The 13,222-nt window shown below is 71.1% G+C and carries 14 protein-coding genes; 5 read left to right on the forward strand and 9 right to left on the reverse strand.

Annotated elements, in window-relative coordinates; genetic code table 11:
- Nucleotides 1-47: 47 nt before the first annotated feature.
- From ureG to IE140_RS30420, 3 genes are all read left to right on the forward strand, one after another.
- A complete protein-coding gene (ureG, locus tag IE140_RS30410) occupies nt 48-725 on the forward strand; it encodes an urease accessory protein UreG (protein ID WP_032778603.1) in 678 nt (225 codons plus the stop codon).
- On the forward strand, nt 722-1,507 hold the full coding sequence (locus IE140_RS30415) for an urease accessory protein UreD (protein WP_150193587.1): 786 nt from the start codon (nt 722-724) through the stop codon (nt 1,505-1,507). Before ureG ends, IE140_RS30415 begins: the two co-directional genes overlap by 4 nt.
- Nucleotides 1,508-1,660: 153 nt before the next feature.
- Nucleotides 1,661-3,244, forward strand: a complete 1,584-nt coding sequence (locus tag IE140_RS30420) for an alpha/beta hydrolase (protein WP_229826954.1) — start codon at nt 1,661-1,663, stop codon at nt 3,242-3,244.
- Between the two features lie 34 nt (nt 3,245-3,278).
- Here IE140_RS30420 and IE140_RS30425 read toward each other — a convergent pair whose 3' ends face one another.
- The 7 genes from IE140_RS30425 to IE140_RS30455 all read right to left on the reverse strand — a co-directional run bounded on the left by IE140_RS30425 (nt 3,279) and on the right by IE140_RS30455 (nt 9,822).
- On the reverse strand, nt 3,279-4,331 hold the full coding sequence (locus tag IE140_RS30425) for an NAD-dependent epimerase/dehydratase family protein (protein ID WP_150193586.1): 1,053 nt from the start codon (nt 4,329-4,331) through the stop codon (nt 3,279-3,281).
- A gap of 64 nt (nt 4,332-4,395) precedes the next feature.
- Complete coding sequence (locus IE140_RS30430) at nt 4,396-5,112, reverse strand: lysophospholipid acyltransferase family protein (protein WP_093436906.1); 717 nt, start codon at nt 5,110-5,112, stop codon at nt 4,396-4,398.
- A 174-nt stretch (nt 5,113-5,286) separates the two neighbouring features.
- Nucleotides 5,287-5,445: a hypothetical protein gene (locus IE140_RS30435; protein ID WP_006122878.1), complete on the reverse strand. Its 159-nt coding sequence runs from the start codon at nt 5,443-5,445 to the stop codon at nt 5,287-5,289.
- Nucleotides 5,446-5,511: 66 nt separating this feature from the next.
- A complete protein-coding gene (locus IE140_RS30440; RefSeq protein WP_010062344.1) occupies nt 5,512-6,462 on the reverse strand; it encodes a cytochrome c oxidase assembly protein in 951 nt (316 codons plus the stop codon).
- 123 nt (nt 6,463-6,585) lie between these two features.
- Nucleotides 6,586-7,611: a 6-phosphofructokinase gene (locus tag IE140_RS30445; protein ID WP_018516056.1), complete on the reverse strand. Its 1,026-nt coding sequence runs from the start codon at nt 7,609-7,611 to the stop codon at nt 6,586-6,588.
- A 212-nt stretch (nt 7,612-7,823) separates the two neighbouring features.
- Nucleotides 7,824-8,549, reverse strand: a complete 726-nt coding sequence (locus IE140_RS30450) for a type 1 glutamine amidotransferase (RefSeq protein ID WP_030713988.1) — start codon at nt 8,547-8,549, stop codon at nt 7,824-7,826.
- 34 nt (nt 8,550-8,583) lie between these two features.
- Complete coding sequence (locus IE140_RS30455) at nt 8,584-9,822, reverse strand: MurT ligase domain-containing protein (protein ID WP_006122874.1); 1,239 nt, start codon at nt 9,820-9,822, stop codon at nt 8,584-8,586.
- Nucleotides 9,823-9,936: 114 nt separating this feature from the next.
- Here IE140_RS30455 and def point away from each other — a divergent pair, with 114 nt between their 5' ends.
- Nucleotides 9,937-10,482, forward strand: a complete 546-nt coding sequence (gene def / locus IE140_RS30460) for a peptide deformylase (RefSeq protein WP_150193585.1) — start codon at nt 9,937-9,939, stop codon at nt 10,480-10,482.
- A 36-nt stretch (nt 10,483-10,518) separates the two neighbouring features.
- Here def and IE140_RS30465 read toward each other — a convergent pair whose 3' ends face one another.
- Nucleotides 10,519-11,193 carry a TetR/AcrR family transcriptional regulator gene (locus IE140_RS30465; RefSeq protein ID WP_032765662.1) on the reverse strand — a complete coding sequence of 225 codons (675 nt, stop codon included), beginning with the start codon at nt 11,191-11,193 and terminating at the stop codon, nt 10,519-10,521.
- 185 nt (nt 11,194-11,378) lie between these two features.
- On the opposite strand from IE140_RS30465, the gene IE140_RS30470 reads away from it, so the two are divergent.
- Nucleotides 11,379-12,605: an acyl-CoA dehydrogenase family protein gene (locus IE140_RS30470; protein ID WP_006122871.1), complete on the forward strand. Its 1,227-nt coding sequence runs from the start codon at nt 11,379-11,381 to the stop codon at nt 12,603-12,605.
- 79 nt (nt 12,606-12,684) lie between these two features.
- Here IE140_RS30470 and IE140_RS30475 read toward each other — a convergent pair whose 3' ends face one another.
- Nucleotides 12,685-13,173 (reverse strand): glutathione peroxidase, encoded by a 489-nt coding sequence (locus IE140_RS30475; protein WP_006122870.1) that lies wholly within the window; start codon nt 13,171-13,173, stop codon nt 12,685-12,687.
- Between the last annotated feature and the right edge of the window lie 49 nt (nt 13,174-13,222).

The following is a 13,222-nucleotide window of genomic DNA, read 5'->3' on the forward strand; positions in this document are numbered from 1 at the left end:
CCGCCACAGCCCCGAAACCACCCGCTCGACCACCCCAGGGAGTCCCCATGCACCTCGGCCACACCCACGACGGCCCTGCCGCAGTCAGCGCCGACGCCACCCGCCCCGACGGCACCCGGCGCGCCCTGCGCATCGGCCTCGGCGGCCCCGTCGGCTCCGGCAAGACGGCGACCGTCGCCGCCCTCTGCCGGGAACTGCGCGACCGGCTCTCCATCGCGGTCGTCACCAACGACATCTACACCCGCGAGGACGCCGACTTCCTCCTCAACAACGCCGTCCTGCCGCCCGAGCGCATCCAGGCCGTCGAGACCGGCGCCTGTCCGCACACCGCGATCCGCGACGACATCTCCGCCAACCTCGAAGCGGTCGAGGACCTGGAGGACGCGGTGGGCCCGCTCGACCTGATCCTCGTCGAGTCCGGCGGCGACAACCTCACCGCCACCTTCTCCAAGGGGCTGGTCGACGCCCAGATCTTCGTCATCGACGTCGCGGGCGGCGACGACATCCCGCGCAAGGGCGGCCCCGGCGTCACCACCGCCGACCTCCTCGTCATCAACAAGACGGACCTGGCCCCCTACGTCGGCTCCGACCTGGAGCAGATGGCCCTGGACGCCAAGAAGCAGCGCGGCGACCTCCCCGTCGCCTTCACCTCCCTGACCTCGGCCGAGGGCGTAGGCCCGGTCGCCGACTGGGTGCGCGCGCAGCTCGCCGCCTGGACCGCGTGAGCGTCCACGCGCGCGCCCGGCTCCGCGCGGTGCCGGACGGGCGGGGCGGCACCGCCCTGCCCGTCCTGGAGAGCGCAGGCCCGCTCGCCCTGCGCCGCACCCGTTCCCCGCACTCCCCGTTCGCCCGGGTCACCGTGGTCGGCGCGATGAGCGCCCCGCTGAACGGCGACCGCCTCGCCATCGAGGCCGAGGCCGCCGACGGTGCACGCCTCACCGTCGACGCGGCGGCGGCCACCGTCGCCCTCCCGGGCCCCCGGCCGGACGCGGACCCGTCCACGTACACGGTGGACCTGACCGTGGGGGAGGGGGCGGCCCTGCACTGGCTCCCCGAACAACTGGTCTCCGCCCACGGCAGCCGCCTGCACCAGACCACCCGGGTCCAACTCGCCGCCACCGCACGCCTCCTGCTGCGCGAGGAACAGATCCTCGGCCGCCACGGCGAACCCACCGGCGCCCTCACGACCCGCCTCACCGTCCACCGCGCGGGCCGCCCCCTCCTCGACCAGCAACTCGCCTACGGCCCCGACGCCCCCGACGGCTGGGACGGCCCGGCCGTCCTCGCCGGCCACCGAGCCGTCGGTCAACTCCTCCTCGCCGACCCGTCCTTCGAGGACGCGCCGCTCTCCGCCCGCCTCCTCGGCCCCACCGCCGCCCTCACGCCATTGGCCGGCCCCGCGGTGCTGGTGACGGCGGTGGCCGCGGACGCCCGTCTGCTGCGCGGAATCCTGGACGACGCGATGCGCGAACTGCTGGACGGACTGAAGGCGGGTTTAGAGGACTGAGTCCGCTCAGCGAACTTCCTTCACCGGTTATGGGTTCGGTAAAGAAACAGGTGTACGCCCTGGCCCCAGGTGCCTCACAGACGAAAGGATCCCCGCGACGTACCGATGACCACGCCGCCCCCTCGGCGGCGGATCGGATGAAGGGGGATACACGTGAGACGTACGACAGTGCTCGGCTCGGCCGGGGCTCTCGTCGCGGGCACGCTCATAGCGGGGGCCATGGCCGCACCCGCGGCGAGCGCCGACGGCCGGCACCACGGCCGGGGTGACGCCGAGGCGCGCGGGGTCGCCGTCGCGGCGCAGCGGGCGGCGAAGGCCGGGATCGACTGGAAGGACTGCCCGGAGGACTGGGGTCTGACCGCCCCCATCCAGTGCGGCTGGGTGACCGTGCCGCTCGACTACGCCAAGCCGCACGGCAAGAAGATCAAGCTCGCCGTCGACCGGCACGTCAGCACCGGCACGAAGGCCGAGCGACAGGGCGCCCTGCTCTACAACCCGGGCGGGCCCGGCGGTTCGGGGATGCGCTTCCCCACCCGGATCACCGCCAAGAACCCGCTCTGGACGAAGACCGCGAAGGCGTACGACTTCGTCGGCTTCGACCCGCGCGGCGTCGGCCACTCGGCCCCGATCTCCTGTGTCGACCCGCAGGAGTTCGTCAAGGCACCCAAGGCCGACCCGGTCCCCGACAGCGAGGCGGACAAGCGCGCCCAGCGCAAGCTGGCCCGTGAGTACGCCGAGGGGTGCGGCGAGCGCAGCGGTGAGATGCTGCCGCACATGACGACGCCGAACACGGCACGCGACCTTGACGTCATCCGGGCCGCGCTCGGGGAGAAGAAGCTGAACTTCCTCGGCGTCTCCTACGGCACCTACCTGGGCGCCGTCTACGGCACGCTCTTCCCGACCCACGTCCGGCGCATGGTCGTCGACAGCGTCGTCGACCCGTCGCGGAAGAACATCTGGTACCGGGCGAACCTCAACCAGGACATCGCCTTCCAGACGCGCTGGGACGACTGGAAGGCGTGGGTCGCGAAGCACGACGATGTCTACGGCATCGGCGACACCCCGCAGAAGGTCGAGAAGGCCTGGCTGGAACTGCGGGCCGCCGCGAAGAAGAAGCCCATCGGGGGTGTCGTCGGACCCGCCGAGCTCATCGGCTTCTTCCAGGGCGCCCCGTACTACGACTCCGCCTGGGCCCCCACCGCCAAGACGTGGAGCGCCTACCGGGCCGGTGACACCCAGGCGCTGATCGACGCCGCCGCCCCCGACATGAGCGACCTCGCGGGCAACGCCGCATCCGAGAACGGCAACGCGGTCTACAGCGCCGTCGAGTGCGCCGACGCCAAGTGGCCCACCGACTGGCGCACCTGGGACCGGGACAACACCCGGCTCCACGAGAAGTACCCGTTCATGACGTGGGCCAACGCCTGGATGAACCTGCCCTGCGCCACCTGGCCCGCCAAGCAGCGGACCCCGCTGGACGTGAAGACCCGCAAGGGCCTGCCGCCGGTCCTCATCGTGCAGTCCACCCGTGACGCCGCCACCCCGTACGCGGGCGCGGTCGAACTGCACAAGCGGTTCAAGGGCTCCCGGCTCATCACCGAGAAGGACGCCGGATCCCACGGCGTGACCGGACTGGTCAACCCCTGCGTCAACGAGCGGGTGGACACCTACCTGCTCACCGGGAAGACCGACTGGCGCGACGTGACGTGCACCCCGCACGCCACGCCGAAGCCGTAGGACGCCCCTGAGGCGTACGACCGGGGGCCCGCTGTCAGTGGCGGCCCCGGTCGTACGCCGCCAGCCAGGCGTCCTCCGCCGCGTAGTCGAAGAGACCCTCGCCGTAGTTCTTCAGCATCTTCGGGAACGCCTCCCGCCAGTCGCGCCCCGCCAGCTCCCCGGCCAGCCACTCGACCGTCTCCGGCAGCGACTCCACATAGCCTGTGACGGGGCGGTAGCCGAGCTGATCACCGGCGGCCGTCATGTCGTGGACCACGGGATGCGCGCCGCTCCACGGGGTCTCGCCCACATGCCCCTCGGGCGCCGGGCCGTCGATCAGCACCGTCTCCGTCTCCCGCCCCAGCACCGCGTCGATCGCCGACGCGATCTCCGCGACCGTGGGCGCCTCGGGGTCCGCCGCGTTCAGCACACGCGAACCCGGCTTACCGGCGGCCAGACGGATCAGCTCCGCCGCGTTGGACACATGCACCGGGTGGAAGCGGCTCTCCCCGCCGTACGCGAGGACCCGGCGCCGCCGCCCGTCCAGCAGCCGCTTCACCACGTACAGCTCGCGCGGGGTGCGGCAGTGCGGGCCGTGGACCGCGCCCGCGCGCAGCAGCGTCACCGGCAGCGCCTCGCCCGCCGCCAGCAGCTCCCGCTCCAGCAGCACCTTCCGCGTCCCGTACGTGCCGTCCCCCGGCGCCACCGTGGCCTGGCTCTCCGGCAGCGGCACCGGGTAGCGCGGGAAGCCGTCCGGCTCGGCCTGGGTGTCGAAGCTGCGGCCCCGCTCGTCCTCGTACACCGCGCAGCTGGAGATGACGACCGCCGAGCCGATCCGGCCGGCCAGCGCGGTCAACTGCCGGGCGTGCGTGCCGTCGAACGCGACCATGTCGACCAGGACGTCACAGCCGTCGCCCAGCGCCTTCTCCAGCGCCCCTTCCTCGTCCCGGTCGAGCGCCACCGCCCGGACCCCGGTGTCCCACGTCTCGTCCCGGCCCCCGCCGCGCGAGGCCGCGGTGACGTCCCAGCCGTCGGCGGCCAGCGCGCGGACCGCGGCCCGCCCGATCTGGCCCGTCGCTCCCAGTACCCGTGCGTGTCCGTTGCTCATGGAAGTGACGCTAGGGGAGTGCGCCCGCCGGGACGAGGCCGCTCTGCCGGTGGCGAATTAGCCCTCAGCGTCGCAGCTTCGGGAACTTCCTCGGCGGCGCTGCTGCCTGTTCGGCCGCCTTCACCTTGGCCGCGTACTCGTCCACGTACTCCTGACCGGAGAGTTCGAGGATCGCGTACATGATCTCGTCCGTCACCGCACGGATCGCGGCCTTCTGGTCCTCCATGCCCGCGTAACGGGAGAAGTCCAGCGGTTCGCCGAACCGGATCGCGACCTGCTTGATCTTGGGGAGCTTCTGACCGGGCGGCTGGATCTCGAACGTGCCGAGCATGGCGCACGGGATCACCGGCACCCCCGCGGTGATCGCCATGACCGCCACCCCGACCTTGCCCTTGTAGAGCCGGCCGTCGTGCGAGCGGGTCCCCTCCGGATAGATGCCCAGCAGCTCGCCCTTGCTCAGAACACCCAGCCCCTCGCGGATCGCGGCCTGACCGGCGTCCTTGCCTGATCGGTCCACCGGGATCTGGCCCGCGCTGCGGAAGAAGGCGGCCGTGAGCCGGCCCTTGACCCCCGGGCCCGTGAAGTATTCGGCCTTCGCCAGGAAGGTGATGCGGCGCTTGAGGATGGCCGGCATCAGGAAATGGTCCGAGAAGGAGAGGTGGTTGCCCGCGACGATCGCTGCACCGTCCTCCGGGATGTTCTCCAGACCCTCGATCCGGGGGCGGAACAAGAGCCGCAGAACGGGTCCCAGAACGACATACTTCAGGACGTAATAAAACACCTTGTGGGTGCACCTCGCTCTGCCGGGCCGACTCAGGACTGCGTACTACCAGGTCATGGTGGTGCCGGGTCCCTACCCGCAGGGTCCCGGCACCACCATGCGACCGTAGCGAACCGGTCTCCCGACGCTTACCCGGCTCCGGGTCCGTCAGGCGTGGTCACCCGCCGTGACGTCTCAGGTGTCCTGCGTGGCCAGCATGCCGATGGTGCACAGTCCCAGCACCACCCAGCCGAACCAGAGCCAGCCGCTGCTTCCCAGCGCCACCGTGTACGCGGTCACCGCGACCAGCGCCCCGACGGTCATGTACCCCATGGTCTTCGTCGATCCGGACATGCGCGCACGCTCCTCGTCGGCCGCGCGGCCGTTGTCCCCATGGTCACCCCGTTTGCGCCCTCCGCGCTACTGTCCGCGCGCCTGCAAAGACGCGAGATAGGCGTTGTACGCCGCCAGCTCCTTGTCGCCGTCGCGGTCGGCGGCCCGGTCCGAGCGCCGGGCGGCACGCTGTTCGGAGTTGTACCACTGGTAGACCAGCGCGATCAGCACCAGCACCGAGGGGATCTCGCTGAACGCCCAGGCGATCCCGCCCGCCCAGTTCTGGTCGCTCAGGGCGTCGATGCCCAGCGAGGCGGGCGGATTCTCGTACGTCTTCACCATCGGCGTCGACGCCATCATCAGCGCGATCCCGAAGAACGCGTGGAACGGCATCCCGGCGAACAGCTCCAGCATCCGCATCACATAGCCGGGGCGGTGCGGACCCGGGTCCACACCCATGATCGGCCAGAAGAAGACCAGGCCGACCGCGAGGAAGTGCACCATCATCCCGATGTGACCCGGCTTGGAGCCCATCAGGAAGTCGAAGATCGGCGTGAAGTAGAGCGCGTAGAGGCTCGCGATGAACAGCGGGATCGTGAACACCGGATGCGTGATGATCTTCATGTAGCGGCTGTGCAGCAGCTTCAGCAGCAGTTCGCGCGGCCCGGTCCGGCCGCGGCCGGCCGGCGGCAGCGCGCGCAGCGCCAGCGTCACCGGTGCGCCCAGCAGCAGCAGGATCGGCGACAGCATGCTGATCACCATGTGCTGCACCATGTGCACGCTGAACATGACCATGCCGTAGTCGTTGAGCTTGGTGCACATCACCAGCGCGATGCTCAGCACGCCCACCGTGAAGAACACGATCCGGCTCACCGGCCAGCCGTCCCCGCGCCGACGCAGCCGCACCACGCCGTACCCGTACAGGGCGAGCGCGAGGATGCAGCCGGTCAGGAAGAACGGTTCGACGGAGAGCTCCAGCCCCCGTCCCAGCGTGAACGGCGGCAGATCCATGTTCATGCCGTGCCCGCTGTGATCCATCTGTTCACTCCCGATGGGGACACGTCCCCGTTTCGTGCCGGTTGTCCGGTCCAGAGTAGAACTGCCCCCGGTCGCGGTTGCGGCCGGGGGCAGTTCTGGCAGGACGTGTCCTGACGAGGTGTCCTAGAGCACGCACTCCGCCTCGGCGTACCGCTCGGCCGGGACCGTCTTCAGCGTCTCGACCGCCTCCGCCAGCGGGACCATCACGATGTCCGTGCCGCGCAGCGCGGTCAGCATCCCGAACTCGCCCCGGTGCGCCGCCTCCACCGCGTGCCAGCCGAACCGGGTCGCGAGGACGCGGTCGTACGCGGTCGGTGTGCCGCCTCGCTGGACGTGGCCGAGGATGACCGGGCGGGCCTCCTTGCCGAGCCGCTGCTCCAGCTCACCGGAGAGCTGCGTGGCCACCCCGGCGAACCGCTCGTGGCCGTAGATGTCCTTGACGCCCTGCTCGAACTGCATGGAGCCCTCGCGCGGCTTGGCGCCCTCGGCGACCACCACGATGGCGAACTTCTTGCCCGCCGAGAACCGCTTGCCGACCAGCTCGGTCAGCTCGTCGATGTCGAAGGGGCGCTCGGGCACCACGATCGCGTGGGCGCCGGCGGCCATGCCCGAGTGCAGGGCGATCCAGCCGGTGTGACGGCCCATGACCTCGACGATCAGCACCCGCTGGTGCGACTCGGCGGTGGTCTTCAGCCGGTCCAGCGCCTCGGTCGCGACACCGACGGCGGTGTCGAAGCCGAAGGTGACGTCGGTGGAGGCGATGTCGTTGTCGATGGTCTTGGGGACCCCGACGATGGGCAGTCCGGCCTCGGAGAGGAGGTTGGCCGCCTTCAGCGTGCCCTCGCCGCCGATCGGGATGATGGCGTCCAGGCCGAGGTCCGCGACATGGCCGCGGGCGCGCTCGACCCCGTCGCGCAGATGCGCGGGCTGGACGCGGGAGGAGCCGAGGATCGTGCCACCGCGGGCCAGGATGCCGCCCACCGCGTCGAGGTCGAGCTTGCGGTAGTCCGCCTCCAGCAGGCCCTTCCAGCCGTCGTGGAAGCCGATGACCTCGTCGCCGTGGTCCACCACCGCGCGGTGCACGACGGAACGGATGACGGCGTTGAGGCCGGGGCAGTCGCCGCCGGAGGTGAGTACGCCAATGCGCATGGCCCGGAAACCTTTGCAACGTATAAGTCGACGACCGGACCACGCCGTCCGGTTGGATCCCCGCCACCCTACCGGCGCAGGGTGGCGGGACCGAACCGGCCGTCCGCCTGCTGGACTTCGCTCAACCGAGCGAAAAACCCCTCAGGCGGGCTGTCGCTCAACCGAGCGTCGACCCTCTCAGGAGAGCTTTGCTCATGCGAGCGGAATGCGCCTCAGGCGGGCTGGGTCGCCGAGGCGATCCGCTCGGCGCGCAGCGCCTCGTACCACCGGTCGTCGGTCGGCGGCAGCGCGTTCACGTCGAGGGCCAGCTTCAGCAGCAGATCGGCGATCTGCGGGTTGCGGGCCATCACCGGACCGTGCATGTACGTACCGAAGACCGTGTCGTTGTACGCGCCCTCCGTGCCGTCCCCGGTGCCGTTGCCCCGGCCGAACTGCACCCGGGCGAACGGCCGTGCCGTCGGGCCGAGATGGGTGACGCCCTGGTGGTTCTCGAACCCGGTCAGCGGCGGCAGGCCGAGCTGCGGGTCGATGTCCGCGAGTACGTCGCCGACGCACCGCGCGCCCTCGCCGCGGGTGGAGACCACGTCGAGCAGACCGAGACCCTGCTCGCGCTCGCCGAGGTCGTTGACGAACTCGTGGCCGAGGATCTGGTAGCCCGCGCAGACCGAGAAGATGATCGCGCCGTTGGACGCGGCCCGGGCCAGCCCGCCGTCGCGGCGCAGCCGCTCCGCCGCGAGGCGCTGCGGCCGGTCCTCACCGCCGCCGATCAGATAGATGTCGCCGGACGTCGGCACCGGCTGGTCGCTGCGCACGTCGACGCGCTGCACGTCCAGACCGCGCTGCCGGGCCCGCCGCTCCACGACCAGGGCGTTGCCCTGGTCGCCGTAGGTGCTGAGCAGGTCGGGGTAGACCCAGACCAGACGCAGACCGTTGTTCATACTTCGTCCTCTCCGGAGATGGCCGGGGCCGGGGTCAGTTGCCGACACGGCGGCGCAGATCCTGGAAGGCGGTGTAGTTGGCGATGACCTCGATACGGCCGGGCGGGGCGTACTGCACGGCCTCGTCGAGGTTCTCGCAGACCCGGAAGTCGAGGCCGGCCACTTCGAGACGGACCGCGAGGTCCAGCTTCCGGTCGCCGAGCACGAAGATCGGGTGGCCCGCGAGCTGGGTGTAGTCCACGTCCCACAGCCAGGAGGTGTCCGTGCCGTCCGCGCCGCGGGCGTTCACCGAGAGGATCACCGGCGTCGGCGGGGGGTCGATCAGCGAGAACGTCTCCAGCCAGCCGGCCGGGTTCTTCGCCAGCAGGAGCCGCAGCTCACGGTTGTTGAAGGTGACGACGTCGTAGCGTCCGGCGACCGCCTGCACCTGGTACATCCGCTCCAGCGCGACCTGCGGCGGCACGCCGAAGACGGCGGCCACGGCAGCCGAGCTGGCGGCGTTCGCCTTGTTGGCGCGGCCGGGCAGCTGGAGGTGGATCGGCCAGGCCGAACCGTGCGGGTCGAGGACGTAGTCGCCGTTCAGCGCCCAGCTCGGGGCGGGACGGCGGAAGCCGCACTGCCCGCAGAACCAGTCGTCGCCGGGGCGCTGCATCACACCGCCGCAGGACGGGCAGGACCAGGCGTCGTCCTTCCACGCCTGGCCGGCCGCCACCCACACCACGTTGGGCGAGGAGGAGGCCGCCCAGACGACCAGCGGGTCGTCCGCGTTGGCGATGATCACGGCCTTGGAGCCGGACAGGCCCTCGCGCCAGTGCTCGGCCATCATCCGGGTCTCCGCCGCGCGGTCCAGCTGGTCGCGGGAGAGGTTGAGCAGTGCGATGGCCTTGGGCGTGGTGTCCCGGGCCACCCCCGCCAGATACTTCTCGTCGACCTCGATCACGCCGAACTTCGCGTCCGAGCCGCCGGCCAGCGCCGAGGTGATGCCCGCGGGCATGTTCGCGCCGAGCGCGTTCGACACGACGGGCCCGGCGGCCCGCAGCGCCTCGGCGATCAGCCGCGTGGTGGTCGTCTTGCCGTTCGTCGCCGACACGAGGATCACGTCCAGGTGCTGCGCCAGCCGCCCCAGCAGGTCGGGGTCGAGTTTGAGCGCCACCCGGCCGCCGATCACCGATCCGCTGCCCCGCCCCGCGGCGCGTGACACCGCCGCCGCGGCCTTGCCCGCCGTCACGGCCAGTTTGGCCCGCGGCGACAACGGCTCCGTGTTGCCTGCCATCGTCCTAGATCCTCCTTGCATCGGTCCGCGCCCAGCCTATCGATGTCCGCCGCACCGACCGCACCGCGGCACCACGGGAACTCCCCGGCCCCGGCGGAACGTACGCTTGCCGCCATGCGAAACCGCCCGATCCCCGGCAGTTCCGGACTCGTCCGTGAGATGAGTCTGCTCGGCGACCCGTTGCTCCACCGGCCCTGCGAGGACGTCACCGATTTCGGCCCGTCGCTCGCGAAGCTGATCGAGGACATGTTCGCCACGATGTACGCCGCACAGGGTGTCGGGCTCGCCGCCAACCAGATCGGCGTCCCGCTCAAGGTGTTCGTCTACGACTGCCCGGACGACGACGATGTCCGCCATCTGGGACACGTGGTCAATCCCGAACTGGTCGAGGCGGACGGACTCACCGTACGCGGACCGGAGGGCTGTCTGTCACTTCCGGGTCTGGAAGCGGGCACGGAACGCTTCGACCACGCGGTCGTCGAGGGCTTCACGATGACCGGCGAGCCGGTCCGGATCGCCGGGACGGGATGGTTCGCCCGGTGCCTCCAGCACGAGTGCGACCACCTGGAGGGCACCGTCTACCCCGACCGGCTGACCGGGCTGCGGCGCTCCCGGCTGCTGCGCGCGGCGCGCCGGGCGCCCTGGGCGCGGCGGGGCTGAGCGACACCGGGCGCCGCAGCCCGGCATCCCATGGCCTCAGAATCCCGGGCCGCCCTTGACGTCGCGGTCGCCCGCCTCCGCCAGCCGCCCCCACAGCAGATCGGCGAGGCTGCTCACCAGCCGCTCGCGGGAGCAGGGCCGGTCGGCGAGCCACCAGTCGCCCGCCGCGTGCATCATGCCGACGATCCCGTGGCCCCAGATGCGGGCCATCTGCTCGCTGTCCGGCCCCAGATCGACCCGCTCGACGATCACCTGGCCCAGCTCCTCGCCGAGGCGGCGCAGCAGCGGTGCGGAGTGCCGGCCGACGTCGAAGCCCTGCTCGGGGGAGAGGGAGGCGTCGGCGGTGTCGGCCGCTCCGTCGGCGGGGTGCATCAGGAAGCGGTAGACCTGCGGGCGGGCCTCGATCGCGGCGAGATAGGTGTCGAGCGTGGCCTCCACCCGTGCCCGCCGCTCGGCGGGAGCGTCCAGGGCTGCGCGCAACGCGCTGAGCAGGGCGTCGGTGTGGCGCTTGGCCAGCGCGCGGTAGAGGCCGCCCTTGTCCCCGAAGTGGCGGTAGAGGATCGGCTTGGTGATCCCGGCCTCGGCGGCGATGGCGTTCATCGAGGCCTGCGGTCCGTCCCTGAGCACCACCCGGTCCGCCGCTTCCAGCAACTCGCGGCGACGACGCTCGGCCGCGGTCCGCTGTCGCTCGGAGCTTCGTGCGGTCTCCATGTCGTCTCTCCCACCCCTGGCCACGCGATGCCGTCGCATCGCTCCTGCACGCCCGCGCAACGTAACACTCCACGAGGCGGGCGCCGGATCGGCTCCATGGCAGTTGACAGTGCCTACTTGCCGGTAACAGACTGTGGTTACCGCAAGTAACGCATGGTTTTCGCCGCAGTGCCTGGAGGGGAAACATGGCCGAGTTCACGCTTGAGCTCAACGACGACCAGAAGCAGGTCAAGGAGTGGCTCCACGGCTTCGCGGCGGATGTCATCCGCCCCGCCGCCGCCGAGTGGGACGAGCGTGAGGAAACGCCCTGGCCCGTCATCCAGGAGGCGGCCAAGGTCGGCATCTACTCCCTGGACTTCTACGCCCAGCAGTTCTTCGACCCTACGGGTCTGGGCATCCCCATGGCTATGGAAGAGCTCTTCTGGGGCGACGCGGGCATCGCCCTGTCGATCGTCGGTACGGGCCTGGCGGCCGTCGGCGTCCTGGCCAACGGCACCGAGGAGCAGATCGGCACCTGGATCCCGCAGATGTACGGCGACGCCGACGACGTGAAGGTCGCCGCCTTCTGCTCCTCCGAGCCCGACGCCGGATCCGACGTCGCCTCGATGCGCACCCGGGCCGTCTACGACGAGGCCAAGGACGAGTGGGTCCTCAACGGCACCAAGACCTGGGCGACCAACGGCGGCATAGCCAACGTCCACGTCGTCGTCGCCGTCGTCGACCCCGACATCGGCTCCAAGGGCCACGCCTCCTTCATCGTGCCGCCGGACACCCCCGGCCTCTCCCAGGGCCAGAAGTTCAAGAAGCACGGCATCCGCGCCTCCCACACCGCCGAGGTGGTCCTGGAGGACGTCCGCGTCCCCGGGCACTGCCTGCTCGGCGGCAAGGAGAAGCTCGACGAGCGCCTCGCCCGCGCCCGGGAGCGCGCCAAGGCGGGCGGCGAGCGGGTGAAGAACGCGGCGATGGCCACCTTCGAGGCCTCCCGTCCGGCCGTCGGCGCCATGGCCGTCGGTACCGCCCGCGCCGCCTACGAGGTCGCCCTCGACTACGCGAAGACCCGCAGCCAGTTCGGCCGCCCGATCATCGACAACCAGGGCATCGCCTTCCAGCTCGCCGACATGCGCACCCGCATCGACGCGGCCCGGCTGCTGGTCTGGCGCGCCTCCTGGATGGCCACCACCGGCAAGCCGTTCACCTCGGCCGAGGGCTCCATGTCGAAGCTGTACGCGAGCGAGACCGCCCGGGACGTCACCGCGCAGGCGATCCAGATCCTCGGCGGCAACGGCTTCACCCGGGAGTACCCCGTCGAGCGCATGCACCGCGACGCGGCCATCTACACCATCTTCGAGGGCACCAGCGAGATCCAGCGCCTGGTGATCGCCCGCACGCTCTCGGGCATGCCGATCCGCTAGCGGAGAAGCGGACAGCGGACCGCGGATATACGGAAGGGCAGCCGGGGACACGGATCCCCGGCCGCCCTTCCCCGTGCGCTCAGCCCGGCAGGTGCGCCTCGATCGCCGCCACGACCTCCGTGGACTCCGGCTCCGAGCGCGGCCGGATCCGGGCCACCGGCTCACCGGCCGGCGAGATCACGAACTTCTCGAAGTTCCACTGGACGTCCCCGGCCTCCCCGTCCGCGTCCGCCAGCCGCGTCAGCTCCGTGTACAGCGGGTGCCGGCCGTCGCCGTTGACGTCGGTCTTCTCCAGCAGCGGGAAGCTGACCCCGTACGTCGTCGAGCAGAACGTCTGGATCTCCTCCGCGCTGCCCGGCTCCTGCCCGGCGAACTGGTTGCACGGGACGCCGAGCACGGTCAGGCCCCGGTCCCCGTAGTTCTGCTGCAGCCGCTCCAGGCCCTCGTACTGCGGGGTGAGTCCGCACTTGGAGGCCACGTTGACCACCAGGACGGTCCGGCCGCTGTACGCGCCCAGCGTGGTCGGCTCGCCCGTGAGGGTGCGCAGCGGAATGTCGTGCAGCGTCATGAAGCTCTCCCTGTTCCTTGCGTGGTGCCGCTCATTGTGCCGCCCACCG

This window comes from Streptomyces parvus (assembly GCF_014648875.1).
GTDB classification, from domain to species: domain Bacteria; phylum Actinomycetota; class Actinomycetes; order Streptomycetales; family Streptomycetaceae; genus Streptomyces; species Streptomyces parvus.

Bases quoted from the DNA above. Each gene is read 5' to 3' on its own strand.
- ureG (WP_032778603.1), top strand. From the start codon at position 48: ATGCACCTCGGCCACACCCACGACGGCCCTGCCGCAGTCAGCGCCGAC.
- IE140_RS30425 (WP_150193586.1), bottom strand. From the start codon at position 4,331: ATGAGCAACGGACACGCACGGGTACTGGGAGCGACGGGCCAGATCGGG.
- IE140_RS30435 (WP_006122878.1), bottom strand. From the start codon at position 5,445: ATGTCCGGATCGACGAAGACCATGGGGTACATGACCGTCGGGGCGCTG.
- IE140_RS30440 (WP_010062344.1), bottom strand. From the start codon at position 6,462: ATGGATCACAGCGGGCACGGCATGAACATGGATCTGCCGCCGTTCACG.
- IE140_RS30445 (WP_018516056.1), bottom strand. From the start codon at position 7,611: ATGCGCATTGGCGTACTCACCTCCGGCGGCGACTGCCCCGGCCTCAAC.
- IE140_RS30450 (WP_030713988.1), bottom strand. From the start codon at position 8,549: ATGAACAACGGTCTGCGTCTGGTCTGGGTCTACCCCGACCTGCTCAGC.
- IE140_RS30455 (WP_006122874.1), bottom strand. From the start codon at position 9,822: ATGGCAGGCAACACGGAGCCGTTGTCGCCGCGGGCCAAACTGGCCGTG.
- def (WP_150193585.1), top strand. From the start codon at position 9,937: ATGCGAAACCGCCCGATCCCCGGCAGTTCCGGACTCGTCCGTGAGATG.
- IE140_RS30465 (WP_032765662.1), bottom strand. From the start codon at position 11,193: ATGGAGACCGCACGAAGCTCCGAGCGACAGCGGACCGCGGCCGAGCGT.
- IE140_RS30470 (WP_006122871.1), top strand. From the start codon at position 11,379: ATGGCCGAGTTCACGCTTGAGCTCAACGACGACCAGAAGCAGGTCAAG.
- IE140_RS30475 (WP_006122870.1), bottom strand. From the start codon at position 13,173: ATGACGCTGCACGACATTCCGCTGCGCACCCTCACGGGCGAGCCGACC.